28 protein-coding genes are annotated in these 25,467 nt (G+C 63.9%); 15 read left to right on the top strand and 13 right to left on the bottom strand.

Going from position 1 to position 25,467, the window contains the following annotated elements:
• The first annotated feature begins 22 nt into the window (after positions 1-22).
• Complete coding sequence (locus tag HDIA_RS14085; protein ID WP_210202866.1) at positions 23-826, top strand: response regulator transcription factor; 804 nt, start codon at positions 23-25, stop codon at positions 824-826.
• Here HDIA_RS14085 and HDIA_RS14080 read toward each other — a convergent pair.
• Positions 757-3,135, bottom strand: coding sequence for a PAS domain S-box protein (locus HDIA_RS14080; protein WP_162292650.1), 2,379 nt, complete (start codon positions 3,133-3,135; stop codon positions 757-759). The two genes, HDIA_RS14085 and HDIA_RS14080, sit on opposite strands and share 70 nt — an antisense overlap.
• Before the next feature lie 351 nt (positions 3,136-3,486).
• Between HDIA_RS14080 and HDIA_RS14075 the strand changes: the two genes are divergently transcribed.
• The 4 genes from HDIA_RS14075 (at position 3,487) to HDIA_RS14060 (ending at position 6,299) form a co-directional block, all read left to right on the top strand.
• Positions 3,487-4,293, top strand: coding sequence for a Crp/Fnr family transcriptional regulator (locus HDIA_RS14075; RefSeq protein ID WP_162292649.1), 807 nt, complete (start codon positions 3,487-3,489; stop codon positions 4,291-4,293).
• Between the two features lie 122 nt (positions 4,294-4,415).
• Positions 4,416-4,769, top strand: coding sequence for a hypothetical protein (locus HDIA_RS14070; protein ID WP_099556734.1), 354 nt, complete (start codon positions 4,416-4,418; stop codon positions 4,767-4,769).
• 123 nt (positions 4,770-4,892) lie between these two features.
• A complete protein-coding gene (locus HDIA_RS14065; RefSeq protein ID WP_099556733.1) occupies positions 4,893-5,309 on the top strand; it encodes a CBS domain-containing protein in 417 nt (138 codons plus the stop codon).
• A 300-nt stretch (positions 5,310-5,609) separates the two neighbouring features.
• Positions 5,610-6,299, top strand: a complete 690-nt coding sequence (locus tag HDIA_RS14060) for a Crp/Fnr family transcriptional regulator (protein ID WP_162292648.1) — start codon at positions 5,610-5,612, stop codon at positions 6,297-6,299.
• A gap of 53 nt (positions 6,300-6,352) precedes the next feature.
• Here the strand turns inward: HDIA_RS14060 and HDIA_RS14055 are convergent, their stop codons facing one another.
• The 4 genes from HDIA_RS14055 to HDIA_RS14040 all read right to left on the bottom strand — a co-directional run bounded on the left by HDIA_RS14055 (position 6,353) and on the right by HDIA_RS14040 (position 8,957).
• Positions 6,353-7,012, bottom strand: a complete 660-nt coding sequence (locus tag HDIA_RS14055) for a phosphoribosyltransferase (protein ID WP_099556731.1) — start codon at positions 7,010-7,012, stop codon at positions 6,353-6,355.
• 306 nt (positions 7,013-7,318) lie between these two features.
• A complete protein-coding gene (locus HDIA_RS14050; protein WP_099556730.1) occupies positions 7,319-7,669 on the bottom strand; it encodes a hypothetical protein in 351 nt (116 codons plus the stop codon).
• A 128-nt stretch (positions 7,670-7,797) separates the two neighbouring features.
• Positions 7,798-8,343 carry an Hsp20/alpha crystallin family protein gene (locus HDIA_RS14045; protein ID WP_099556729.1) on the bottom strand — a complete coding sequence of 182 codons (546 nt, stop codon included), beginning with the start codon at positions 8,341-8,343 and terminating at the stop codon, positions 7,798-7,800.
• Positions 8,344-8,672: 329 nt separating this feature from the next.
• On the bottom strand, positions 8,673-8,957 hold the full coding sequence (locus HDIA_RS14040) for a hypothetical protein (protein ID WP_157775641.1): 285 nt from the start codon (positions 8,955-8,957) through the stop codon (positions 8,673-8,675).
• A 423-nt stretch (positions 8,958-9,380) separates the two neighbouring features.
• Here HDIA_RS14040 and HDIA_RS14035 point away from each other — a divergent pair, with 423 nt between their 5' ends.
• The 3 genes from HDIA_RS14035 to HDIA_RS14020 all read left to right on the top strand — a co-directional run bounded on the left by HDIA_RS14035 (position 9,381) and on the right by HDIA_RS14020 (position 11,897).
• Positions 9,381-9,857, top strand: coding sequence for a flavodoxin family protein (locus HDIA_RS14035; RefSeq protein ID WP_099556727.1), 477 nt, complete (start codon positions 9,381-9,383; stop codon positions 9,855-9,857).
• Positions 9,858-10,199: 342 nt separating this feature from the next.
• Positions 10,200-10,865, top strand: a complete 666-nt coding sequence (locus tag HDIA_RS14025) for a phosphoribosyltransferase (RefSeq protein ID WP_099556725.1) — start codon at positions 10,200-10,202, stop codon at positions 10,863-10,865.
• A 198-nt stretch (positions 10,866-11,063) separates the two neighbouring features.
• Positions 11,064-11,897, top strand: a complete 834-nt coding sequence (locus HDIA_RS14020) for a carbohydrate kinase family protein (RefSeq protein ID WP_099556724.1) — start codon at positions 11,064-11,066, stop codon at positions 11,895-11,897.
• 72 nt (positions 11,898-11,969) lie between these two features.
• Here HDIA_RS14020 and HDIA_RS14015 read toward each other — a convergent pair whose 3' ends face one another.
• The 5 genes from HDIA_RS14015 to HDIA_RS13995 form a co-directional block, all read right to left on the bottom strand.
• Positions 11,970-12,389, bottom strand: coding sequence for a DUF3775 domain-containing protein (locus tag HDIA_RS14015; protein ID WP_173796236.1), 420 nt, complete (start codon positions 12,387-12,389; stop codon positions 11,970-11,972).
• Positions 12,390-12,517: 128 nt separating this feature from the next.
• On the bottom strand, positions 12,518-13,273 hold the full coding sequence (locus HDIA_RS14010) for a DUF6969 family protein (protein ID WP_157775637.1): 756 nt from the start codon (positions 13,271-13,273) through the stop codon (positions 12,518-12,520).
• Positions 13,274-13,403: 130 nt separating this feature from the next.
• On the bottom strand, positions 13,404-14,120 hold the full coding sequence (locus HDIA_RS14005) for a protein tyrosine phosphatase family protein (RefSeq protein WP_099556722.1): 717 nt from the start codon (positions 14,118-14,120) through the stop codon (positions 13,404-13,406).
• Between the two features lie 57 nt (positions 14,121-14,177).
• Positions 14,178-14,765, bottom strand: coding sequence for a DUF6691 family protein (locus HDIA_RS14000; RefSeq protein WP_099556721.1), 588 nt, complete (start codon positions 14,763-14,765; stop codon positions 14,178-14,180).
• Positions 14,766-14,767: 2 nt separating this feature from the next.
• Positions 14,768-15,283, bottom strand: coding sequence for a YeeE/YedE thiosulfate transporter family protein (locus HDIA_RS13995; protein WP_099556720.1), 516 nt, complete (start codon positions 15,281-15,283; stop codon positions 14,768-14,770).
• Positions 15,284-15,559: 276 nt separating this feature from the next.
• On the opposite strand from HDIA_RS13995, the gene dusA reads away from it, so the two are divergent.
• From dusA to HDIA_RS13965, 6 genes are all read left to right on the top strand, one after another.
• Positions 15,560-16,558: a tRNA dihydrouridine(20/20a) synthase DusA gene (gene dusA / locus HDIA_RS13990; protein ID WP_099556719.1), complete on the top strand. Its 999-nt coding sequence runs from the start codon at positions 15,560-15,562 to the stop codon at positions 16,556-16,558.
• Between the two features lie 156 nt (positions 16,559-16,714).
• Positions 16,715-17,137, top strand: a complete 423-nt coding sequence (gene ndk, locus HDIA_RS13985; RefSeq protein ID WP_099556718.1) for a nucleoside-diphosphate kinase — start codon at positions 16,715-16,717, stop codon at positions 17,135-17,137.
• Between the two features lie 132 nt (positions 17,138-17,269).
• On the top strand, positions 17,270-18,484 hold the full coding sequence (locus HDIA_RS13980) for an FAD-dependent oxidoreductase (RefSeq protein ID WP_281259949.1): 1,215 nt from the start codon (positions 17,270-17,272) through the stop codon (positions 18,482-18,484).
• A gap of 88 nt (positions 18,485-18,572) precedes the next feature.
• The gene (locus HDIA_RS13975) at positions 18,573-18,908 is read left to right on the top strand and encodes a hypothetical protein (RefSeq protein ID WP_245883873.1); all 336 of its coding nucleotides are present in this window, start codon (positions 18,573-18,575) and stop codon (positions 18,906-18,908) included.
• 230 nt (positions 18,909-19,138) lie between these two features.
• On the top strand, positions 19,139-21,229 hold the full coding sequence (locus HDIA_RS13970; protein ID WP_099558908.1) for a molybdopterin oxidoreductase family protein: 2,091 nt from the start codon (positions 19,139-19,141) through the stop codon (positions 21,227-21,229).
• Between the two features lie 166 nt (positions 21,230-21,395).
• On the top strand, positions 21,396-21,737 hold the full coding sequence (locus HDIA_RS13965; protein WP_099556716.1) for a hypothetical protein: 342 nt from the start codon (positions 21,396-21,398) through the stop codon (positions 21,735-21,737).
• An 87-nt stretch (positions 21,738-21,824) separates the two neighbouring features.
• On the opposite strand, the gene purN is transcribed toward HDIA_RS13965, so the two are convergent.
• The 3 genes from purN to HDIA_RS13950 all read right to left on the bottom strand — a co-directional run bounded on the left by purN (position 21,825) and on the right by HDIA_RS13950 (position 24,292).
• Positions 21,825-22,481: a phosphoribosylglycinamide formyltransferase gene (purN, locus tag HDIA_RS13960; protein WP_099556715.1), complete on the bottom strand. Its 657-nt coding sequence runs from the start codon at positions 22,479-22,481 to the stop codon at positions 21,825-21,827.
• Between the two features lie 11 nt (positions 22,482-22,492).
• Positions 22,493-23,560 carry a phosphoribosylformylglycinamidine cyclo-ligase gene (gene purM, locus HDIA_RS13955; RefSeq protein WP_099556714.1) on the bottom strand — a complete coding sequence of 356 codons (1,068 nt, stop codon included), beginning with the start codon at positions 23,558-23,560 and terminating at the stop codon, positions 22,493-22,495.
• A gap of 231 nt (positions 23,561-23,791) precedes the next feature.
• Entirely contained in the window at positions 23,792-24,292 is a 501-nt protein-coding gene (locus HDIA_RS13950; protein WP_099556713.1) for a DUF1097 domain-containing protein, read from the bottom strand.
• A gap of 621 nt (positions 24,293-24,913) precedes the next feature.
• On the opposite strand from HDIA_RS13950, the gene HDIA_RS13945 reads away from it, so the two are divergent.
• On the top strand, positions 24,914-25,450 hold the full coding sequence (locus HDIA_RS13945) for a CDP-alcohol phosphatidyltransferase family protein (RefSeq protein ID WP_099558907.1): 537 nt from the start codon (positions 24,914-24,916) through the stop codon (positions 25,448-25,450).
• Positions 25,451-25,467: the final 17 nt, after the last annotated feature.

Below are 25,467 nucleotides of genomic sequence, written 5' to 3'. Positions count from 1 at the left end.
CCGAATTATGCGGGAGCAGACCATGACGCCGTCCATGGACGATGATCGCTCCGAACGGCTCGCGACACGGCCTTGCATCCTCGTCGTCGACGATGAGAAGGCGGTCAGAGACGTCCTGTCGGAAACACTCTCGGATGAGGGCTTCGAGATTGTCGAGGCCCGCAGCCGGCGGGGGCTGTTCTCGGTTCTGGCCGAACGCGACGTCGATCTGATCACGCTGGACCTCAACCTCGGCGCGGAGGACGGCCTTGAGCTTGCACGCGATATCCGCGCCCTGGTCAATGTCCCGATCATCATGATCACGGGACGCGGTGAGCCCCAGGACCGGGTGACCGGCCTTGAAGGCGGCGCCGACGACTATATCACCAAGCCTTTTCATGTGAGAGAAGTCTCGATCCGGGTCCGCTCCGTCCTGCAGCGCTACGACCGGCTGCAGCCGGAACATCTGGCGCAGGCAAGGCCCGCGACATCGTCCTGCGTTCGCATCTGCGACACGATCTTCGACATGAGGACGCATGTCGCGACGAAGACCGACGGCAGCCCGGTCAACCTCACCGAGACGGAGGCCGGCCTTCTTGCGGCCTTTCTTGCCAATCCCGACCGCATTCTTTCGCGCGACGATCTTTGGGACATGCTTCGCGGACGCGAGCGCGATCCCATGGACCGGACCATCGACGGTCACGTCGCCCGCCTGCGCTCCAAGATCGAATGCGCCAGGAGAAGCGCTCCGCTGATCAAGAGCGTGCGCGGCGTCGGCTATGTCTTCATCGGAGATCTGGCCCCCGAGTTTCCGACCGCGTCCTCGATCGCGTCGGAGACGGCCTGAGCCAATTCAAGAAGCGAGCAGGGCTTGCCGAGGATCGCCGGGCGAGGCTTTGTCTTGCGGGTGTGCCGCGCACGGATGTCTTCCGGGTAGCTGGTGCAGAGCAGGACGCCGATGTCGGGATGCGCCGCCATGATCTCGTTGGCGAGTTCCTGACCGTTCATGTCCCCGGGCAAGCGGATATCGGAAAAGACGCACGCGGGCCGCAAGCCGCCGGCGATCCGCTTCGAGGCCTCGTCGGCGGAGGCAGCCTCCTCAACCCGATAGCCGAGCCATTCGAGCCTCTGGCGCGCCAGGTCGCGCATGCGGTCGTCGTCCTCGACGACAAGAACGGTTTCGCCGTTGCCGCGTGGGATCGGGGTCTCGTCCTCTTCGATCTCCAGCGCTTCAGGACAGCTTTCTGTTTCCGGCAGCATGATCCTGACGTCCGTGCCCGCGCCGATTTCACTGACGATCCTGACCGTCCCGCCGTTCTGGTCGGCGAATGCGTGGACGCCCGTGAGCCCCAGCCCGACGCCCTTGCCGGCAGGCTTCGTGGTGAAGAACGGCTCGGCGGCAAGGCGGATCGTTTCCTTCGACATGCCGATGCCGGTGTCCTGCACCGACAGGACCACATCGTTTCCTTTCGGGTGGCGGTGGACCCCGCCCTTGCCACCTTCATTGGCGCGCCGGACGGCAATGCGCAGTGTCCCGCCATCCGGCATCGCGTCCCGGGCGTTGGCGACGAGATTGAGAAGGGCGGAGTCGAGATCGCCGGGGTCGACGGCAATGAAAAGCTTCTCGTCGGGAACATCGACCTCTAGGTTGATGTCCTCTCCGACGATGCGCCGGAAGAGTTCGCCCATGCTCCGGAGCTTGCGGACGACGTCGATCGTGCGCTTCTGCCGGGATTTCTTCCGGGTGATGGCCAGAAGGCGCTGATTGATGCTGGCGCCGGTCTCGGCGGCGTCGAGCGCGGCCTGAATCCAGTGTCTCGTGCGGTCGTCGTGCTGCTTCTTGGCGATGAGTTCCAGATTTCCCGAAATGACGGCGAGGACATTGTTGAAGTCGTGCACGATGCCACCGGCAAGGCGTCCCAGCGCCTCGAGCCTCTGCGATTGCGAGAGTGCTTCCTGCAGGCGGTGCGTTTCGGTCAGGTCATGGATCGAATAAACCTGCATGATCGCATTGCCGTCCGCATCCCGGATCGGCGAGCAGGAATACCGGGCGTATCGCGAATGACTGCCATCCTTCCTGGAGAGGATGGTGTCGTAGTCCTTGACGAACTCGCCGCGCAGCGCGCGCGAACCCGGCCAGTCGTCGATGGACATCAAGCGGCCGTCCGGATAGCGCAGTTCGAACTGCGAGCGGGCCAACTCGAGCGACTGTTCCGTCTTTGGCCAATCCTCGAAGCCGTGGATGCGGACGGCCTCGGCGTTCATCGCCTGCACCTTGCCGGCTGCATCGGTCACGGCCAGCCCGACGCCGGCATGATTGAAGATGGCCTGCAGCTTGTCGCGCTCCTGGCGCAGTTGCTCAAGTGCCTGAACCCGCTCCTCGATGGGGGTGATCATCGCCACGAATTCGGGCAGGGCCTCGTTCCTGCCGGGCATCGCCCAGGCGTGCGTTTCCACCCAGACAACCGCGCCAGACTTCGTCAGAAATCGGCATTCGCAGTCAAAGGCCTCGATCTCGCCGTCCTGAAGTTGCTGAAGCCGTGCGCCGTGCCGGCGCGCGTCTTCATGATGTACGAGGGACGTCAGGGAACGTCCGTGGAGGTCACGGCTCGAATAGCCGAGGATGGCGTGGAATGCCGGGTTGCAGCTCGTGACCCTTCCATCCGTGTCGAACGCGAGGATGCCGACGCTGGCGTGCTGCACGAGGTGGTCGAACTGGCGTTCCGTGACCTCAAGGTCGGCGGCTGTCCTGCGCTTCTGGGTAATGTCCTGAGACATCCAGGTCACCAACAGCCGGCCGTCGACCTCGTCTATCACGCCCCGCTGCTCGATCCATCGTTCCGCGTTGTCCGGGTCCTTGATGCGAAAGGCAAAGCGATCGATATGGCGCTTGCTCGTGTCGATCGACCGCAAGCGCTCCAGGAGGGCTTCGCGCTCGCCCGGCGCCACGATGTCGTCGAGCCAGGCGTCCAGCGTTTGCGGGACGGCATCGGGCCGGAATTTGAAGAAGCTTACGGCATTTTGCGGAAAGTGGGTGTCGCCGTCGGCAATCGCCCACTGCCAGAAGCAAATGTCGTCATGATCCGCAAAGACCGACAGCAGAGATATCGGGCCATCGCCAACGGATCTGGAGGTGCTGACGGACTGTCGTTCCATGCTGGGCCGGGAACATGACTTGTCGTCGTCGGGGGGAATTTCTTCGCGTTCCATGGAGCCATTCAGGCCGGGACGCTCCTGCGCGCTTTGAACTTATTCCAGGGCGACCGAGCGGCTGGCGGGCGAAGTATTGCAGCCGCCGGAACAATTCTCAACAATTCTCTGTTTGCCGGGCCGATCGTCCACATGGATACTATTTTCTCAACGGCTTGATCGGAATGGCTGCGCCCAAAATATGAAGGGCTGGTGTTCATCCGCTGCTGTGGCCGGAGCGGTGCACCTGCCGCATCATTGTCAGACGCGGGCGTTCATCTCGATCCTGCTGCCATGTATGCGGACATGGAGAGCGCGATGTATGACAACAAAGGCTCCAACAAATCGGCAACCAAATGCGACACCTGCCCGGTGAGGGCCGAAGGGCCGTGCAAGGCAGCCTGTGTCGCCGGGATTGCCAGACTGGCCGGCGGCTCCTTCGTTTCCAACTATGCCAAGGGCGAGACGATCGTTCCCCAGGGAGACGATTGCCTGCATGTCGGGATTTTGGTTTCCGGCGTCGTGAGGGTGACCAACACGACCGCTGAAGGCCGGCATATGGTCGTCGCGATCCTCGAACACGGCAGCATGATTGGCAGTCTGACGGAGCCGCGCTCGCGCTTTGCCTACGAGGCGGCGTCGCCCGCCGTGGTCTGCACGATGCAGCGCCAGACGTTCGTGAGCATCCTGAAGGCGTTTCCCGAAGTGTCCCTCAGGGTGCTGGAGCTGATGCACCGGCAGGCCGAGGAAGTGCAGGAGTGGCTGACCCTCTTCAATGGCCGCACGGCGCTGGAGCGCCTCGCCGGCTATCTGCATGCGCTGGCGCTCGGGCGTCACGCGGAAGAGGACGGGGTGATCGTTCTGGACGTTCCCGTTGGCCGCAAGGACCTTGCGGCCTATCTCGGAACGACGCCGGAAACGCTGTCCCGGAGTTTTCAGCAACTCGCGCGGGGCGACATATTGACGGTCGTCAATGGCCGGCGCGTCGTAATCAGTAACATTCGCAAGCTTGGTTGGGTTGCCGGCAATAGCGGCAACGAGCTCCTGTCCATTTTGCACGGGCATGGCGAGCATCGCGAGGCCGCCGGCGTGGCGCCGGATGCCACTCTTCATCGCGCCGCCTGAACGGCCGCGCGTTTCGATGCCAGCCCTGGGGCGGCATGGCGGCGGAACGATGCTCCGGACAAGCAACCAGGGCTCCGGACAAGCGGCGGGGCGTTCCAGCGATCCTTCCGGGAGAACCAGTCATGCAGCAAAAACCAGAACAGGCAAATCCCGTGTTTCCGTTCATGTTGCCGTGGACCAACGGCCCAATTTTCGCGACGCCGCCGGTCGCCCTGCAGGCGCAGGCCTGGAAGACGATGCTGACCTGCGAGGCCGAGATGTTCAATTTTCTCACCCATCGCTGTGAGCGGAGCGCGAAGCTTTTCAGCGAAATCCAGGCGGCCGAACAGGTGCAGGATGCATTCCAGGCCGTTTCCGATTTCATGCAGGAGGCGGCGACGGATTATGCGAGCGAGATGGGCAAACTGGCGGCATTGACGACCAGTTCTGGCCCGAATCCAGCCAAAGGGCCGCGAAAGAACGGTGGCGGCTCCTGAAGGAGACTGGGTCGGCCGGTACGACCGTCTGCGGCGGCGAGAACCGGCATTCCTGTTGACGGCTGTCAACGAGCCCGGCGGTCCTAGGACTAATCTTCAGGTCGGCTGGGAATGGAGGAAGACATGAAAACCGAAAATGCCATGCACAAGGGGACGCAATGGGTCACGCCCGAGACGTCCATCGCCATCGTCGCATCGATGATGAAAAAGCAGGATATCGGCGCCGTTCCGGTCGGCGAGAACGACAGGCTGATCGGCATGATCACCGACCGTGACCTCGCGCTCCGGGCGCTTGCCGATGGCCACGATACAAGTCGCCTGACCGCTCGCGACGTGATGACGAAGGGGGTCATCTACTGCAAGACCGAGGAGTCCCTGGAAGACGCCGTCCACCTCATGGAGGAAAAGAAGATCCGGCGGATGCCGGTCATCGACAAGGACAAGCGGATGGTCGGCATGCTCTCGCTCAGCGACGTCTCCCATCACGCGGGTCGCGAACTGACGGGCGAACTCGTTCACGCGGTGGCCTCGCCGCACTGAGGCGGCGCCGGGCCGCATGCATTCATGTGGCCGCTTTCCGACGCTTCTTTCCCCGGGGCGGGGCGGATGCTTCCCCTGGGGCGCCGGAGTATGGGCGTTCCGGCTGTGATCATTGTGCCGGAACCCAAGACAGGGTTCCGGCGCTTCCCGGCTCTGCGCGACATGTCCTCGATGGCGTGTCAGGCGTTGCCATCCAGTCGCCACGTGAGGCCTTTCGTCATGCAGGACAGGATCCTTCTGCCTCATGCTGACAGCCGGGAGGGCGGGCCCCTGGCCGTCGCTGTCCAGGACCGGGATCAAGTGCGGGCAGGGGATGACCTTGCTATCCGCCCGTTGGCCCGCGGCAGCGATCCGACCTTTCGCCGTCTGTGCGACGACGGTGGCCGCAGGCGGACTTTCCCCGCCCGTCACGTCATCTTCTATCAGGACGACGAGGCCTCGCAGTTCCACGTGATCGTCGCCGGTTCCGTCATCCTCTATCGCGTTCTCGATGACGGCCGGCGCCAGATCGTCGAATGGCTCGGGCAGGGCGATCTTCTGGGCCTTGCGTCAGACGGGCGGCATGATTGCACGGCCGAGGCGGTCGTGGAGGCGGATCTCTGCGCCTTTTCCCGAAACCATCTGGAAGCCCGGCCCGAGATGCGAAGCTATGTCAGGGACTATCTGGAACGGCGGGTCGTTCGCCTGCATTCCCATGCCGTGATGCTGGGGGCGAAGTCCGCAACGGAGCGTGTCTCGACATTTCTCCTGAGCATTCTGGACGAGACGCCTTCGGACGATCCCGGGCCAAAGACCGTACCGGATTGCGACGCGCATTTCATCCTGCCGCTGACGCGCCAGGAGACGGCGGACTATCTCGGCCTGACCACGGAAACGGTCAGCAGGGTCTTTTCCGACCTCAAACGCCGCGGGATCATCTCAATCGAAAAGCACAACAACATCCGGGTCACGAATGTCGCGCGGCTTCGCAGCCTGAGCTGTTTTGGCTAAGGACATCGAGGAGCGGCCCAAAGCGCTCTCCCCAGGACTTGCCGGGACATGCCCTAAGGCGTGCCCTCTCGCCTTGTCCTGACGTCCTGGAGGATCGAAATCACTTCTTCGTCGCGCGCGGGCCGGAAATCGACGTAGAAAAATCCGATTGCGCCAAAGAGTTCGGGCGTTTCGAGGCAGACCAGCCGGTCCGTCTCGCGGCGCAGGTCGCCGATCGTGTCGGCCGGCGCCACCGGAACCGCGAGAACCAACTCCCGGGGGTGCTGCTGGCGGACGGCACCAAGTGCCGCCTTCGCGGTTGCCCCCGTGGCGATCCCGTCGTCGACCACGATGACGACCCGCCCCTTCAGGTCCGGGCGGTCGCGAGGGCCGGCGTAGCGCTGACGCCGTCTTTCGATTTCCTCGATCTCCGTCCGGCACGCGGCGTCGAACTGCAACTTGCCGATGCGGGAGGCCCGGATGACATCCTCGTTGCGAATGATGACGGGCTCTGCGCCGTCCGAGACCGCGCCCATCGCCAGTTCGGGGTGATCCGGCAGTCCGACCTTGCGTGCGATGACAAGATCCAGCGGGGCGCCGAGCGCATCGGCCACCTCGGCGGCGACCGGAACGCCGCCACGAGGAAGCGCCAGGATGACGGGCTCCTTGGCCCTGTAACTTGCCAGCGCCTCTGCAAGCTTGCGACCGGCTTCCCGTCTGTTATCGAAGGGCATTTAGACCTCGCAGGATATGGATCCTCGGCATGCTTGCAACTGCCGTCGCCTTGCAGCCGTCGCCTCGCTGGCACGCCCGTGCGGCATCATTCTTCAGTGTGTGTCGCCGCGAAGGACACGCCGCCGCCGACAGCAATACTGTCGGCGTTTTGGCAGCCGGCTTCCTTGATTGGGATCAATTGAACGGCCATGCGGTCTTGATGGCTCGCTGGTGGGAACGGACAGAAAGAGGGCGCCCGGTTCGGTTCGTCCGAACGCGGCGGCGCCCTTGTCTTGGTAACGATGTTCCTGGGTCCAGGAATTGCTCTAGTTGAGCTTTTTCTCCCGGAAACCAACGGGTTCGGCCGACGCCGGATGCCGGTGCTCTTGCCGGGTTGCGCCGCGCGCGGCTGGCTGGCCGGACAGCCCGTCGAAAATCGGGCAGATGCCTTCGAGATCGGCGCACCGGTGGCCGCCCGCACAGCAGTCGTCAGGCGAGAAAATGCCGTAGTGGGAGATCATGTCTTCCACGAAGCCGGTCTTGCGATTCCAGTAGTGCGCAATATTGCTGGTGCTCAGACCCAGATCGACCAGCACCGACAAGGTGAGGCGAGGGCAGACGCCCAGGCGGGCGTCGTTGGTACGCGGCCGTGAGCCGTGGTCGTCTGTGTCAATCATCAGCACCGTCTCCCGTTTGCAGCAGATCTGCCGGTGTTTTTGTCTTCTTGTTGTGCCGCCCCAATGCCGCAGGGCCATCGCCGAGCGAAGGCTCCGCGTCTATCGCACCCAGACTCAATTCCTGATCGTCACGCCGCCTTGACGGGGATTGTCTTCTCGCTCTTCTTCGCCTCGGCGCTCTTCGGCATCTTGACGGTCAGGACACCCTTGCTGATGTCGGCCTTGATGGCGTCGGCATCGACACCCTCGGGCAGCTTGAAGGAGCGCTGGAAGGACCCATAGCGTCGCTCGGACATATGGTATTCCTTGTCCTTCTTCTCCTTTTCCTCGGTCTTTTCGCCCTTGATCGTCAGCAGGCCGCCGGCGATCTTCACTTCGATGTTCTTCTCGTCGATGCCCGGCAATTCGGCGCTGATCTCATAGCCGCCGTCCTTTTCGACAAGATCCATGGCGGGAGCGACGAGAAAGTCCTGGCTCCTCGGCCACATGACCTCGAAGCCGAAGCCCGGCCGGCTCAACGGCAGCATGCGCGAGGTCGGCATGAAATCGTCGAAGAGGCGATCGATTTCCCGGCGCAGGCTCTGGAAAGGCCACGTGTGCTCTTCCGTCGTGGCTGGCGGTGTATTGGCGGCGGCTTCTTTCTGCACCGGTACTTTCGCAACTGTGTCGACCATGGCTATCGTCTCCCTGGTCCGCCCGCATCTTCCTGACGTCTGCTTGCAGGAAGACCGCTCCGGCGTCCCGCTCTTGCGTTGTTGACACATCCGGGCCTCGGACATCGGCGGTTCGGGGATCGCCCTCGGCTTCAGTCTCGAAGCCTGTCAAAGCCCGTGCGGCATGGGAGCGCGAAGCGGCTCTCGCGGCATTGACCGATGTCAATGACTCCGGGGCTTCCGGACGCTGATGCGTGCTTGCGTCCATGACTGTGACGCGAGCTTTGGATGCGAGCATGCCCTGTCCGCAATCGCGTGAATTCGGCAGGCTCCGCTCCAGAAACAGCGGCCTACGTCTCTCGCAGGCCATGCTGCTTGGAGGGGCCGGTATGCTCCACGTCGATCGGACCTGCCACCTGCCCAAGCGCCGTCAGCACGCGGTGCAGCATGTTGGTCTCCTCGCCCGGCATGCCTTCTTCGAGCGCCACCGCTTCCTCGGCAGCGTTATACTCCCACTGCAGCAGAATTTCGGTCTTCTGCCTCTTCGTGAGGCTGCTTTCCTCCAGAACCGCTTCGGGGGACTTGAAGACCGAGGCGGGATTGAGAAGGGCCTGTTCGAATTCGTCCTTTGTCATGGCCGTATGCCTTGCGTTCGATGCCGGACGGAGGGCGAGGAACATCCGCTTGCCGTATCGGTTTGGCGGCGCCTTGGCCGGCCGATGCGGCGGATTTCTGGCGAGACGCTCGACCGGGTTTGGCTTGCTGCAATTCCTTTTCAGCATTGGTGATGACCGCCCGAAAATCATTGATGGCGGTCAACGAGCTACAACGCGCTCGCGCATCGGTCGGTTCCCTGCCTCAATACTTGCGATGATCCCGGCGGTCATGACGATGATATTGATCAATGACAGCCTGATCGTTCCGGACCTTACTCGGCAAGGAGTTGAGGAACGGGGGAAACGTCCCTGCCGGGAAGCGTGCCGAACGGTCGAGGTTACTTGAGTCCGGCGTTTGGCCCCGCACCCCGGTCCCGATTTCGCAGCAGGGGAGAGACGTGAATGGCCGATGTGCTTGTCGTCTACTTTTCGCGGACGGGGAATACGCGGAAGGTCGCCTTGGCTGTGGCCGAGTCCTGCGCGGCGGAAATCGAGGAGATCCGCGAACCCGGCGAGCGGAACGGGCTCTGGGGCTGGTTCCGGTCGGGACGGGAGGCCTGGCAAAGAAAGCTCGCCGAGATCGAACCGGCGGAGAAGAACCCCGCCGACTACGGCCTTGTCATTATGGGCACGCCGGTCTGGGCCGGAACGATGTCATCGCCCATGCGCGCCTATCTGGCGCACTATGGCACCAGGCTGAAGCGCGTGGCCCTGTTCTGCACGCTTGGCGGTGCCGGTGCGGACAAGGCCATGGCCGACATGGCGGCGATGTGCAGCTCTACGCCGGCGGCGAAGCTGGCTATTCTCGAAGCCGAGCTGAAATCGGGCGCCTATCGCTACAAGGCGGCCGCCTTTGGCGCACGACTGGGCGTCGGTTGATCGGTCATATCGACGAACATCGACTTGAGCGGAGAGGCATTGGCTGCGCGTTCCGTCCACACTTGGGAAGGAAAGGCCTGGGGATGCCGGGTGCTGTAACGCCGGAATCGACATCGGACGCAACGGACGGACACCCGAAGGGCGGTCCGATCGCGGAAAATGCCGCCATTGCGTCCCGTCTGAGGAACTTTTCCGACCTGCTCGACCAGCAGGGGGCCTATGGCTTTCGCAGCAGGGCCTACAGGCGGGCTGCGGCCGCCCTCGCTGGCGATTGGTTCGAACGCCATTTCGGCAAACCGGAGGAACACAGGGCGCAGTCCGATCCGGGAGGCGGGGGCAAACATGCGGTTCACAGATAGAACGGACGCCGGCCAGCGGCTGGCCAAGGCACTCGCCGGTTATGCCGGACGGCAGCCGGTCATCCTCGCACTGCCGCGCGGCGGCGTTCCCGTCGCGGCGCAAGTTGCCGAAAGCCTCAAGGCGCCGCTCGACCTCGTTCTGGTGCGCAAGATCGGCGTGCCCCATGAGCCCGAACTTGCCATGGGCGCCGTCGTCGACGGCGATCAGCCGATCGTCGTTCGAAACGCGTCGGTCATCTCGATGTCGCGGATTTTCGAGGCGGACTTCGAGGCGACGAAGGACCGTGAGCTTGCCGAAATCGAACGGCGGCGGGAACTCTATCTCGGCAGCCGCAAGCGTGCCGTGCTGGCGGGACGTATCGTCATTGTCATTGATGATGGAATTGCCACCGGGGCGACGGTGAAGGCGGCGCTGCGAGCCATCCGTCAGCGGCATCCGAAGGAACTCGTCCTTGCCGTCCCCGTCGCGCCCGCCGATACGGTCGCCGAGCTTCGCCGCGAGGTCGATGAACTCATCTGCCTCGCCTCGCCGGAATTCTTCAGCTCCATCGGGGGCTTTTATGACGACTTTCGTCAGGTCGGCGACGACGAGGTGATCGACACGCTGGCGCGTTTTCCCGTTTCCGCCGACGAAGAGGCATCGGACTGATCCGGGCTCCCTCTTATCGTTTGCAAAAAATTAAGCGCGGTTCCAAAACCTCGGACACGATTTGCCTCAAACGCGGAGCAGGAATCCGTGACGGCAATCGCGGGCGGTCGGGTTATTGCGGCTTTGGACGAGTTCCGGACGCCCTTGCGGGTCGGCGGCCCAGCGTCAGGGCGTTCGGCGGAAAGGGAACCGGTATCGATGGCGACTGTTCTCGTCGCGGGCGGTGTCAACATCGACAGGGTCTGGAGGCTTTCGACGCGCCTGACGCCCGGCGGGCGCACGATGTTCAGGGATGTCGAGACACGTCTTGGCGGTGGCGGATTCAATGCTGCCTGTGCCCTCAAGGCGCTCGGTCATCAGGTTCTTTTCAGCGTTGCCGTTCCCGACGATCCGAATGGGCAGACGGTGCGCGCCGCGCTGATCTCGCTGGGATTCGATGAGACCTACATCGGCTGGAAAGCCGGCCAAATGCGCCCGGCCGAGATTCTGGTCGAGCCGTCCGGGGAGCGGACCATCCTGCTGGCCGAGACCTCGCAGATCAGCCGGCTCGGCCATCTGCCGGACGTTGCGGCCGACGCCATCTATGCTGACAGGCGCCGGATCGACCCTGCCGCGCTGACCCAGCGCCTCGCGCAATCGATCGTCGTGGCGCAGATGCCGTTGGAACCGGAGGAGCATCGGCCGGCCCATATGCTGGTCGCCTCCCGCGTCGACTTTCCCGATGAAGATCCCCGGCAGGTTTTCGAACGTGGAAAGGCAATGGCCGGTGACGCGCTTCAGGCCATTGCGCTGACGAACGGCGGCGAACCCGTCCTGCTCTGGGAAAATGGCGAGATCGCCGAAATCGCGGTTCCGCCGACGCCGCCCGCCGGTGATACGACAGGGGCCGGCGATGTCTTTGCGGCCGGCCTGACCGACGCGCTCGTTCGCGGCGCCGTTCCTGCGACTGCCGTTCGACATGCATCCAGCGTTGCCGCTCGCTTTCTGGCGGACCGGGAAGCCCTTATCCCGACTGTCTCCTGCGGACCTTGAACGCGTCAGCCCGTTGCGTTTGAAATGGACCGGAAGCCGCAATTTCGGCTCCCGGACACCCGCGAGCCGTCGTCAGAGGTGATCCATCTCCAGATCGTCGCAACTGAGATCGAACTGCGACAGCGCATCCTCCAGATAGTCGGCCAGAAGCGGCATGCCGATGAGATAGGAGGCGGTGCGCTTGTTGTGGGCCTCGGCGGCCGAGTTGCGCAGATCGTCCCAGCTCTCGAGGCTGTCGTCGCCCCGGCCAAGCCAGGCGAGGGCCACCAGATCGATCTGTTCGTCCTCGTTGAGCGACCGGATGACACTGGAGAGTTCCTGAACGACGGGATCGTCGCTGGTATCCTCCAGCACGGACCAGGCATTGTCGTCGGCCGCGTTCGAGGCCGGATCGGGATCGGTCCCCGCTTCCTTGGCGTCGAACTGGCGCATCTTCATGATGATGAAGCAGACCTTCTCGGGTGAAATGGTGAGTTCCGGTATTTCCGCCATCGCAGGATTCCTCTCGGCGGCAGGTCGGCGCCGGGTTGCGTGACCATTTCGCCTGTTCTTCGATGGGCCAATTCTGCTCCGGATGGGGCTCTCCCGAATTGAGCGGGATCAAATGCGCTGTCCGTGCATCAGATATCGAGCGCCGTCTCGATCGCTTCGATCTGCTTGATCGTGTCGACATAGACCTCGCTGGTGTTCTGCAGCCTTCGGTCTTCGAGGATTTCCGAGCCCGGATGCTCTTTCGCCCAAGCCTCCAGCGTGGCGTCGCGGGCGCGGAGAAGCGCTTCCAACTGCGGCCTGTAGAGGGTGACGAGGCTGGTGAGCCATTGGTTCAGCGCCCGGCTTGGATGGTCGAGCCCAATGGCGAAGTGGTCGAGCAGGGCGATGACGTCCTCCGCCCGATAGAGCGTTTCGTTGGTCACCCAGCGGTTGGTGGTGAAGATGCGGATCAGCCGGCCGTAATTGTCGACGCTGATCGCGGCGATATGGGCGAAGCGGTCGGCCGGGTTCTCGGGGATTACCGCCCCCGGCAGTTGCCACGGCTTCATGTCGGCTGCGATTTCAGCAGGCCGGACAAACAGATGGAAATGGCCGTTCTCGCCGTCCGCCATCTCTTGCCGTGTATGGGCGTGGTAGAAATAGTGGCTGTGGTTCGCAAGATCGAAGAGATCGCCCTTGGGGTAGCGCTCCCAGATCAGGAAATCGCCCTGATCCCGCAGGACCTCCGCGACGACATTCGAGCCGGATTGCGCAAGCGCCTGTTCGCATTCAAGAACCTTGGCCGCCGCATCGTGCATGGCTTCCAGCCGTTCTCTTGACAAGCCGGTCAGGTCCTGCGGGAAGGGCAGCCGTGGGGCCTTGGCTTTTGCCATCGTCTCGGTCATCGGATCGATCCCCATCGCCTTGCCGTTCCTTGCCAGCCTGTAATGGCAGGAAAAAAGGGCCGTTACCCTGCCCAAAACAAAAGGGCCGGCCGCCAGGCCGACCCCACCGATTTTCGCACGAGGCCGGCGTTCAGAGCGCCGGCATGCCGAGCATGTCGCGCACGGCCGGTTCGCGGCTGGTCTTCAGGCCGATGGTGCGGCCTTCCTCGATGGCAATGTCCTTCGGGATGCCCTTTGAGGCGCGATAGAGCGCCCACATGGCGCCGACGCGGTTGGCCGACTCGCAATGAACCAAGATCGGATAGTTGTTCGGGTCCTCGGCGATCTTGGCGAATTCGGCGACCTGGTCGTTGGTCGGCGCCTTGGTGGTCACGCCGATATCGATGAAGGTCATGCCGGCCTTTTCCACCAGCGGGCGTTCGGCGGCGGCGCCTTCCTCGTCGGTGTTCAGGCTCACGATCGTCTTGAAGCCGAGCGAGGCAAGCATGTCCATGCCGGTCGGCTCGATCAGGCCGCCGGTGCCGATATAGGGCACGGCGCGCAGGTAGTTCTCGACGATGTTCGGCATCTGGTTGCCGAAGGCCGCCTGTTTGTACTTGGTGGTCGTGTCGTACATGCCCTTCGGCAGCGCGGCCTCGTCGGCCTTCGCGGCAGCCGGGGCGGCCGCGGGTGCGCACGGATTGGCGGGCGCCATTGCCGGCGCGCAGGGATTGGCCGGGCCTGCGGCCGGGGCGCAGGGGTTCATCGCCTGGGCAAGGGCTGCGGAGGGAACGGCGGCGCCGACGGCAACCACGGTGACCGGCACGAGGGCGGCCGTGAGAAGGCTCTTGCGAATGGATTTCTTCATGACACGTTTCCTGCCTATGGGTTGGAAGTGACGTTGTTATTGGCCTTGGACGCTCCCTCAGGCGTTGACATCCTCGGCGGTGAACGGCCCACCACGGGCGCGTTCAAGCTTCGAGCCGAGAAGGAATCCGGCGATGGCGATGACGATCAGGAGGCCGAGCACGACCCATTCCGGAATTCCGAAGAGGTCCGGCAGGCGCTGGGCGTCCGGCCCCTTGGCGGCGAAATAGAAGCCTTGCAGCGGCTCGAAGACCCAGGCGAAGACGCTGGTGCCGACGATCATGCCGACCGCGAAGACGAGAGCGTCGATGCGTCCCGCCGCAATGCCCACGGCCGACGTGCCGGGGCAGTAGCCGCCCATGGCGAAGCCCGTGCCGATGAGAACGCCGCCGGCGGCGATGGCCCAGAAGAACAGGGTCGGGACGAAGACCGAATTGTCGGCGATCATGCCGCCGAGACGAAGGAGATAGAGGCCGACGGCGGCGACGAGGACGGCGGTGAACATCACCTTGAACACGGCCCAGTCCTTCAGCGAGAACTGGCCGGTCAGCTTGCGGGCGCTGCCGAAGCCGGCAGCCTCCAGCACGTAGCCGAAGAGAATGCCGGACAGCAGGCCGCTGGCGACACCGATATCGTAGAGAGGCATGTTCACTGCCAGGCCCTCCGCATGAATGCGCTGACGGCAAAGCCGGCGATGAAGAAGCCGGCGAGGAAGACGAAACCGGCCACGGCGAGCGTGGCGCCGCCGGAAAGGCCGAGGCCGCTGGTGCAGCCGCGCGCGAGGCGGGCGCCGAAGCCGACGATGGCGCCGCCGATGAAGGCGTAGGCGAGACGCTGGCCGGCAGAGGCATGAGGTCCGCGCTCGATCATCACCTTCGTCCGGCCGGCGCTGCGAGCGCCGATGAAGGCCCCGATCAGGACGCCGACGATTTCCCAGGTGATCCATGAGGCAAGCGGTGCCCCGGCCTTGATGAAGGGGCCGAAATAGGCATTGGCCGCCGTCGGGTCAGGCGCAATCCATGCGCTGATTTGGGCGGCCAGCCGCGTGACGAAGCCGGAGGCGCCAAGGCCGTTTCCGGAGATCACGAATGTCAGCAGCAGGGTGAGTCCAAGCGCAAATCCTGCCACCAACGGCGGCCAGAATGGTCGCGGACCGGATGTCATCGGCGTTCCTCCCGATTAATTTTAATATTCGATAATTAGAATATTAGGATTTTACGGAAGGATCAATGCGCCAGATGGATCTGCCGGCGGCATGGGAAGTTCGTCGGCCCTGTGGGCGAGGATGATCGGCCGTCTGGCCGCCCTTGAAGCGACGCCATTGCGGCGACGCGGCTCGTCCCCCAAGTGAGCGGCGAGGTGTCACCAGCCCCGAGCGGAGTGCAATTTGTGCCAGCTTCGGGTATGAACTGGGACTTGAGTTCTCTGACCTGTTGAAAAATGCCGCAATATCAAGATCATAAGTTCGCCATTGCGCCGATGATGGACTGGACTGACCGCTACTGCCGGTCCTTCCACCGCCATCTGTCGTCGCGCGCGCTGCTCTATACCGAGATGGTGACGACGGGCGCGATCATTCACGGCGACCGCGAGAAGCTGCTCGGGTTTTCGGACGCAGAGCATCCCGTCGCGCTGCAGCTTGGCGGCAGCGAGCCGAAGGATCTGGCGGTCTCGGCGCGCGTTGGGGCCGACTACGGCTATGACGAGATCAATCTCAACGTCGGCTGTCCGTCGGACCGGGTGCAGTCCGGCCGCTTCGGTGCCTGCCTGATGGCCGAGCCGCAGCTCGTTGCCGATTGCGTAGCTGCGATGAAGGCCGCGGTCGATGTCCCGGTGACGGTCAAATGCCGGATCGGCGTCGACGACCAGGAGCCCGAGGAGGCGCTGAACGCCATGGCCGATGCGGTCGTCGCGGCCGGTGTCGATGCGCTCTGGGTCCATGCCCGCAAGGCGTGGCTGAAGGGCCTTTCGCCGAAGGAAAACCGCGATATTCCGCCCCTCGACTATCCATTGGTCTACCGGCTCAAGGAACGCCTGCCGGACCTTTTCATCGGCATCAATGGCGGCATCGGAACGCTCGACGAGGCGGAAACGCATCTGGAGCATGTGGACGGCGTCATGATGGGGCGGGCGGCCTACCAGTCGCCCTGGCTGCTTGGCGTCGTCGACCGGCGTCTCTATGGCGAGGCGGTGGAGGATGCCGATCCCGTTGCCGTCGTCGAGGCGATGATCCCGGTGATCGAGGCCCACATCGCGGCGGGCGGCCGGCTGCGCCACTACGTGCGGCACATGCTGGGCCTCTTCCATGGCCGGCCCGGCGCGCGCGCCTGGCGGCGCATCCTCACCGTCGGCTCGGTGGAGGAGGGCGCGGGCCTTGAGGTTCTTCGTGACGCCCTTGCTGCCGTGACGCAGGCGCCGATGCGTGAGGCGGCCGAGTAGCGTCAACCAAACGTCATCAATTGCCGTCATTGAGGCGGTGCCGAGCGGATTTCCGCCGCCTCTCGGCTTGCGGCGACCGGCGCGGCCCGCTATACACCCGCCACGATTTTCGAACCCACCCGTCCGCAAGGACGCAACAATCAGGACCCTGTTCACATGGCTCTCGAACGCACCTTTTCCATGATCAAGCCGGACGCCACCCGCCGCAACCTCACCGGCAAGATCACCGCCAAGCTGGAAGAGGCCGGTCTGCGCGTCATCGCCTCCAAGCGCATCCACATGTCGCTGGCCCAGGCCCAGGCCTTCTACGCCGTCCACAAGGAGCGTCCCTTCTACGGCGAGCTCTGCGAGCAGATGTCGGCTGGCCCGGTTGTCGTGCAGGTTCTGGAAGGCGAGAACGCCATCCTGAAGAACCGCGAGGTCATGGGCGCCACGAACCCGGCGAACGCCGACGCCGGCACCATCCGCAAGGAATTCGCCCTGTCGATCGGCGAGAACTCGGTGCACGGTTCCGACGCTCCGGAGACGGCGGCCGAGGAAATCGGCTTCTGGTTCTCCAAGATCGAGCTCGTCGGCTGAACGAGAGCCGTTGAAGCAAGATTTAAAAAGGCGGCCGTAAGGTCGCCTTTTTTGTTGCCTTCTTGGTTGTGATCTCCCGGCTCGATGCCCACGTTGCGAGGGCATAACAATAAAACGGAGGAGGACCGACCTGTGCCGAAGGTGAAGCAGACGCGGACCGGCTGCGTGATCGCGGGCGGAGGCCCAGCGGGGCTGATGGCGGGGTATCTTCTGGCGCGGCAGGGCGTCGATGTGACCGTTCTTGAAAAGCACGGCGATTTCCTACGCGACTTTCGCGGCGATACCATCCATCCCTCGACACTGGAACTGATGCAGGAACTCGGCGTCCTCGACCGCTTCCTCAAGCTTCCGCATCAGAAGGTTCGCCAGATCAGTGTCTTCTTCGGCGAGGAAGAGGTGCCGATCGGCGACTTCTCGCATCTGCCGGTGACCTGCCCCTATATCGCGATGATGCCGCAGTGGGACTTTCTCGACTTCATCGCGGGTGAAGCGGGCAAGCTGCCGACTTTCACGCTGCTGATGAATGCCAAGGCAAGCGACCTCATCTTGCAGGGCGAGCGCGTTGCGGGCGTCCGTGTCGAGACCCGGGACGAGGATTTGGAGATCCGTGCCGATCTCGTCGTCGCCGCCGACGGACGCCATTCGACCTTGCGCGATGCGGCCGGCTTCGTTCCCGATGAGCTCGGCGCACCCATGGACGTCCTCTGGATGCGCCTGCCTCGGCGGGAGAGCGACCCGGACGAGGCCTTCGGCCGGGTTTCGGGGCGGCACATGCTGGTGATGATCAACCGCGGCGACTATTGGCAGTGCGCCTGGCTGATCGACAAGGGCGGCTTCGAGGCCGTTCGGGAACAGGGGATCGGTGCCTTGCGTGCCGCCATTGCCGAGACGGCGCCCTTTGTGGCGGACCGGACGGGCGCCTTGCGGGACTTCGGCGACGTGAGCCTTCTGACCGTGGCGGTGAACCGGCTGAAGACCTGGCATCGGCAGGGATTTCTGTGCATCGGCGACGCTGCGCACGCGATGTCGCCGGTCGGCGGTGTCGGCGTGAACCTTGCGATCCAGGACGCGGTGGCGACGGCTAACCTTCTGGCAAAACCGCTGAAGGAGGGGTACGTCGGCAACGGCGATCTGGCGGCGGTGCAGGGCAGGCGGCTCTTCCCGACGGTGGTGACGCAGAAGCTTCAGGTGTTCCTGCAAAACCGCATGCTGGGCCGGGTTCTGTCCTCCGGCGCGCCGGTGCATCCTCCGGCCGTGATGCGCCTTCTGCAGGAATTTGCGACGCTGCGCCGCTTGCCGGCAAGGATCGTCGGCATGGGCATCCGCCCCGAGCATATCCAGGTCTGACGCCGGCCTGTCCGAGACGGAAAATTCACGCCTTGCCGCCAGATTGACCTCGCCCCCAATTCGGCGGGTTTCTGTCACGAGGTCCATCTTGGCCATTCATAGCTGCCGCATCGCGGTGATTTCGGTTTTTTTCGGGTTGGCGGGCGTCAGCAGCGCCGCCGCCGAGGATCTGGTGTTCATGCTCGACAATCAGTCGTCCAGCGCTGTCGCGGAGTTCTATGCTTCGCCTGCCAATGTCGAGGACTGGGAGGACGACATTCTGGGTACGGACACGCTCGCGTCCGGCGCCGCCACGCGCGTGACCATCGCGGATGGCCGCAGCCAGTGCGTTTACGATCTGAAGTTCGTCTTCAAGGACGGTTCCGATCTGGAAGAAGACGAAATCGATCTGTGCGACACGGGTTCATACACGATCACCGACTGATGCCGCCGTATCTTGCGTTCGGGTGTATCCTCCCGAACGCAAGATGTTGCCGGGCCATGGTTGCTTCCGCCCTCTGGCGGCCTCTCGATCCGGTTGCTGCCACGTCGCATCAGGACGTGCCGCGATCATTTGCTGTTGCGAGGGCCAACAGTCGCGCTATGCATGGGTGAACGCCCTGCGTGCTGCATCTGCAGGCGGCGCAGCACGTCATGTCGAGACCGGAGCCGATCATGAACAAGCCGCTGGAAAATCGTGTCGGTCATTCCGTCTGCCCGCATGATTGCCCGTCGACCTGTGCGCTCGACGTGGAGCTTCTGCCCGACGGGCGGGTCGGGCGGCTGCGCGGGGCGGCGGACAATGCCTATACGGCCGGCGTCATCTGCGCCAAGGTCGCCCGCTACGCCGAACGGCTCGATCATGCCCAGCGCCTCAAGACGCCGTTGCAGCGGGTGGGCGCGAAAGGGTCGGCCGAGTTCCGGCCGATCTCCTGGGAGGCGGCGCTCGATCTCGTCGCCGAGAAGTTCCTCGCCGCCGAGGGCGTCTACGGCGCGGAGAGCATCTGGCCCTATTTCTATGCGGGAACGATGGGTCTCGTTCAGCGCGACGGCATCCATCGCCTGCGCCATGCCAAGGGCTATTCGCGCCAGTTCGACACGATCTGCACCAATCCCGCCTGGACCGGATATATCGCCGGCACGGGCCGCCTTGCCGGGCCCGACCCGCGCGAGATGGCGCTTGCCGACTGCGTCGTCATCTGGGGCACCAACGCCGTCGCGACCCAGGTCAACGTGATGACCCACGCGGTCACGGCGCGAAAGACGCGCGGCGCGAAGATCGTCGCCATCGACGTCTACGAAACCGAAACCGTCAGGCAGGCGGATATCGGGCTCGTGCTCAGGCCCGGAACCGATGCAGCGCTTGCCTGCGCCGTCATGCACGTCGCCTTCCGCGACGGCTATGCCGACCGGGACTACATGGCGCGCTACGCCGACTGCCCCGACGAGTTGGAGGCCCATCTTCAAACGCGCACGCCGCAATGGGCGTCGGCGATTACCGGTCTGTCGGTCGGCGAGATCGAGGACTTTGCACGGCTCGTCGGCATTACGCCGCGCAGTTTCTTCCGCCTCGGTTACGGTTTTACCCGCCAGCGCAATGGCACGGTCGCCATGCATGCGGCCGCGAGCATCGCGACGGTGCTCGGCTCTTGGCAATACGAGGGCGGCGGCGCCTTTCACAACAATGGCGCCATCTACACGCTCAACAAGATGATGATCGAGGGGCTGGACATCCCCGGCCGGATGACGCGGCAGCTCGACCAGTCGAAGATCGGCGCGGTCCTCACCGGCGATACCGATGCGTTGCGCGGCGGCGCGCCCGTCGCGGCCATGCTGATCCAGAACACCAATCCGGTGTCCGTCGCGCCGGACCAGACGCGGGTCCGGCAGGGCTTTGCGCGCGAGGATCTCTTCGTCTGCGTCCACGAGCAGTTCATGACCGAGACGGCGGCAATGGCCGACATCGTGCTGCCGGCGACGATGTTCCTGGAGCATGACGATATCTACAAGGGCGGTGGCCACCAGTATCTGCTCTTCGGCCCGAAGCTGACCGAGGCGCCGGGCGAGGCGCGCGAGAATCACTATGTGCACGCGGAACTCGCCAGGAGGCTTGGCGCCAAGCATGTCGGCTTCGAAATGACGCCGCGCGAGCATGTCGACTGGATGCTGCGTCATTCGGGCTTCGGCACGCTCGAGGAGCTTGAGACGCAGCGCTGGCGCGACTGCCAGCCGCCCTTCGAGACGGCTCACTATCTTGAAGGTTTCGGCTATCCGGACGGCAAGTTCCGCTTCAAGCCGGAGTGGGACAAGGTGAAGGCCAACAACGACGGTCCCATGGGCCCATGGCAGGACATGCCGGCCCTGCCGGACCATTGGGACGTCATCGAAACAGCCGACGAGACCCACCCCTTCCGTCTCGTCACGGCCCCGGCGCGGTCCTTCCTCAACTCGACCTTCACAGAGACGCCGAGTTCGGAAAAACGCGAGGGACGGCCTGAGCTTATGATGCATCCGGACGATATGGACGCCCTGGGGCTGGAGGATGGCGGGACCATCACCGTCGGGAATGCGCGGGGCCGCGTGAACCTGCATGTGCGGCTCTTCACCGGGCTGAAGCGGGGTGTCGTCATTGCCGAAGGCATCTGGCCGAACAGCCGCCACGAGGGGGGCAGCGGAATCAACGTCCTTACCGGCGCCGACAGCGTGGCGCCCTATGGCGGCGCGGCCTTCCATGACAACAAGGTCTGGATCAGACCGCGTTTCTGAGCTGGCTTGGAAACTGGACGGGCCTTCCAGCAGGCGGATTGCCCTTCCATCCGCCGGATTTGTCAACAACTGCGGCCTTTCTGCCGCAGTCCTGCCATTGCGCTCGTCGGCGCGTCATGGCATGCAAAATTCGCCATACCGGTTTTCCCAAGACCCTAAGCGAGAGATGATGACCAAGCCGTCACGCCTTGTGGTTCCTGCCCTTGTTCTGCTTCTGGCCGCCTGCAACACCACCGGAAAATCCTCCGTGCCTCCGCCGAAAGGATCGGACGGCGAAACCGTTACCCGCTCCATGATGGAGCGCAAGCTGCTCGACGCGTGTGTCTATCGCCAGTACAGCGTCCTGAAGGACCAGAACCGCGATCGCATGATCTCTTCATGCGAATGTGCGGCGTCGAAGGCCATCAAGGAAGTGCCGGAGCCCTACACGCTGGCTCGCGGCGGCGCCATCACCGGATCGCAGGATCTGGCCGTGCGCCGGGGCATCGAGGCCTGCTTCAAGTCATAAGGCCCGGAACGCTCCCGGCCTCCCCGGAGGTCGAAGGGGCGTTCTTGCGAGCGAACAGGAGGCGCCGATCCGGAGACGGGCGGCGCCTCACGTCGTTTCGGACGGCCAGATCATGGCGCCGGGCGGTTCGCCCATGTCCTCGCAGACGACTTTCTCGCCCTCGACACGGGCGCGGCCCGAGGCGACGAGCCTGAGGGCCAGCGGATAGATGCGATGCTCGGCGCCAAGAACACGGGCGGCCAGCGTTGCCGCATCGTCGCTGGCGAGCACAGGCACCGCGCCCTGGGCGATGATGGGGCCTTCGTCCATGCCGAAGCGGACGAAATGGACCGTCGCGCCGTGAAACTTCACCCCGGCGTCGAGCGCGCGCTGGTGGGTGTTGAGTCCCTTGAAGAGGGGAAGCAGCGCCGGGTGGATGTTGATCATCCGGTTGTGCCAGCGGGTGACGAAGCCTTCCGTCAAAAGGCGCATGAAGCCGGCAAGGCAGACGAACTCGACGCCGTGGGCTGCGAGCGTCTCGTCGATCGCCGCGTCGAAGGCCTCGCGATCCGGGAAGGCCTTGTGGTCGATGACGGCAGTCGCGATGCCCGCGGCCTCAGCCTTGGCAAGGCCGCCTGCGCCGGCGCGGTTGGAGACCACCACCGCGACTTCCGCCGGAAAGTCCGCTTCGCCGGCTGCCTTCACGAGCGCGGCCATGTTGGAGCCGCCGCCCGAGATCAGGATGCCGATACGGAGCTTCTTCACCGCTCGCTCCGTCACAGGCCCAGCGAGCCGGAAAAGAGCGTGCGCGGCCCCTCGTCGTCGGCCTCCAGGGCACCGAGCTGGACGACCGTCTCGCCGTGTTCGGAGAGGATGTTGGTCACGTCCGGCACGGCGTCTTCGGCAACGGCGATCACCATGCCGATGCCGCAGTTGAAGGTGCGCACCATCTCGGCCTGATCGAGGCCGCCAGCCTTGGCGAGCCAGCCGAAGACCGGAAGGGAGGGAACCGCATCGAGATCGACGCGCACCGAGACGCCCTTTGGCAGCACGCGCGGAATGTTGTCGACGAAGCCGCCGCCGGTGATGTGGGCAAGGGCCTTGATGCAGTTCGTCGCCTTCAGCGCGGCAAGAAGCGGCTTCACATAGATGCGGGTTGGTTCGAGCAGCGCCTCACCGAGCGTTTTGCCGTCCTCGAAGGGGCAGGGATCGGCATAGGACAGTCCCTCGCGCTCGACGATCCGCCGCACCAGCGAGAAGCCGTTCGAGTGGACGCCGGAGGAGGCAAGGCCGAGGAGAATGTCGCCGGGTCCGACATCGGCGCGCGGCAGCAGCGTGCCGCGCTCGGCCGCGCCGACGGCAAAGCCAGCGAGGTCGTAGTCGCCGTCGGCATACATGCCCGGCATTTCGGCCGTCTCGCCGCCGATCAGGGCGCAGCCGGCGATCCGGCAGCCTTCGGCGATGCCGGCGACGACATCGGTCGCAGTTTCCACCGAAAGGTGCCCGGTGGCGAAATAGTCGAGGAAGAAGAGCGGCTCGGCGCCCTGGACGACGAGATCGTTGACCGACATGGCGACGAGGTCGATGCCGACGCTGGCGTGGATGTTCGCCTCGATGGCAACGCGCAGCTTGGTGCCGACGCCGTCGTTGGCCGCCACGAGCACAGGGTCCTTGAAGCCGGCCGCGCGCGGATCGAAGACGCCGCCAAAGCCGCCGATGTCGGCATCGGCGCCGGAGCGGCGGGTCGCCTTGACGAGAGGCTTGATGCGTTCGACGAGCAGGTTGCCCGCATCGATGTCCACGCCCGCGTCGCGGTAGGTAAGGCCGTTGCGCCCGTCGCTCATCGTTCCTGTCCTTGGCAAGGGGGCCAATCCATGATGGGCGGGAGAAACCAGCAATCGCGGCATTTGACAAGTCGAAATGACAGGATCGGTTACGGCAATCCCCCGTGAACGCGGGTTTTGCGGGGCCGTGGCCGTCCTGACTGGCGGACAACGGCGGTTGCGGCCCTCTGAACGGCAAAAAAAAGCCCCCGGCCTGGATCGGCCGGAGGCGTGCTCGTGCTTGGTTAGTGCTTACTTGGCGATCGCGCCGGCAATCTTGCCGGAGACGTAGCCGAAGATCGCGCCAATGATCATCGAGATCGAGATGTTGAGGAACGGGCTGGTCTGGACCGCGGCCGACATCGGGTCGGCGCCGGCAACCAGCAGGCCGAAGGCGGCGGTGCAGGCGTAGCCATAGACGGCGGCCGGAATGGCGCTGAGCAGCGCGACATGAGCGCCCAGGATCAGGATGAAGACGGTGACGCCGACGATCACGGCAATCATCGGCACGCTGCCCCCCGACATCTGGCCGATCAGGATCAGCGCCACGGTGGCGACCAGCGAGCCCCAGACATTCGCCGGGATCGTCGCCTTCAGGCCGGCTTCGCCGCCGCCGCAATGGAAAAAGCTCGCCCAAGCGATGAAGCAGGCCCAGATCTGCAGTCCGAGTCCGGTCACGTTGCCAACGAAGATATAGGTTGCGATCGCGCCGAGGACGCCAATCACGATGGCCAATGCCGTTACGAGATTCATGATTCCCTCCCAGTGCCTGCTTGCAGGCGATTTACTCTTGCGGCCATCGCTCACATTCAAATTACTGCATGAATCAAAGTCGAATGGCCGGCGGCGGATCATGTCTCAAACAACATTCCGTGTCATTATTTGAAGCATTCCGTATTATGTAAGTATATATTTCGTAGTCTTCGAATAAATTGTCTGAAAATGTGATTTCATATGCTGCGATTCATGTGATCAAATCTGGTATAAATTATCCCACAAATGAATCAAATCGATTTAAAATGAATAAAATGCATGATCTCACCAGTGCCCGAAATTTAATCATGCGCTTCGTTGGGTATTTTCTCCGCTGTGGAGACAATCTCTTTGCGGTCCCGTGAATCCGGTTGCAAATGCTCGACTGGCGCACGGAATGACGTTGCCTCGAGCAGGCGTGCAACATCGTCGCAGGCGAGAAATCGGACGGCGACGCCAAGTTCGCGGCCGGTGGTCGGGGGGCGCGACTGTGCGAATTTCCGCCGCCGCGAGAGGGCGGCCGCCGGATTTCATTGCCGCGGCAGCGCGTGCGCCGAAGATCGGCCTTCCATCGGCCTGGCTTCACCCCCAGATATGAGTTGTGCAATCGGGACCATCGGCGTGACAATTCCCAATATCATCACCATTCTGCGTCTCGTGGCCGTTCCGGCCTTCATTCTCCTGATGCTCGACCGGGACTTTCACCTTGCGATGCTGTTCTTTGTCGTCGCCGGTGTGTCGGACGGCATTGACGGGGCCATTGCCCGTCACTTCAACCAGACGAGCGAGCTTGGCGCCTATCTCGACCCGGTCGCCGACAAGAGCCTGCTTCTTTCGGCTTTCGGCACGCTGGGGCTGGTCGGGGTCATTCCGGCCTGGCTCGTGGTGCTGGTCTTCAGCCGTGACGTGCTCATCGTTGGCGGCGTCGTGCTCGCGTGGCTGATGGACCGGCCGGTGGCCATCGAGCCGATCATGGTCTCGAAGGTCAACACAGTCGCCCAGATCGGTTATGTGACGCTGGTTCTCGCCGGTCTTGCCGACTATTGGAGCGTTCCGGGTCTCATCGATTTCGGGGCCATCCTGGTCAGCGTCTTGACGATGGCCTCCGCGGGGGCCTACCTCGTATCGTGGATGAGACATATGGCGGAACCGTCGTGACGGACGAGGCGAATGCC

The sequence above is a fragment of the Hartmannibacter diazotrophicus genome (genome assembly GCF_900231165.1).
Classification (GTDB): Bacteria; Pseudomonadota; Alphaproteobacteria; order Rhizobiales; family Pleomorphomonadaceae; genus Hartmannibacter; species Hartmannibacter diazotrophicus.
This window is presented reverse-complemented; position numbering and strand designations above follow the sequence as displayed.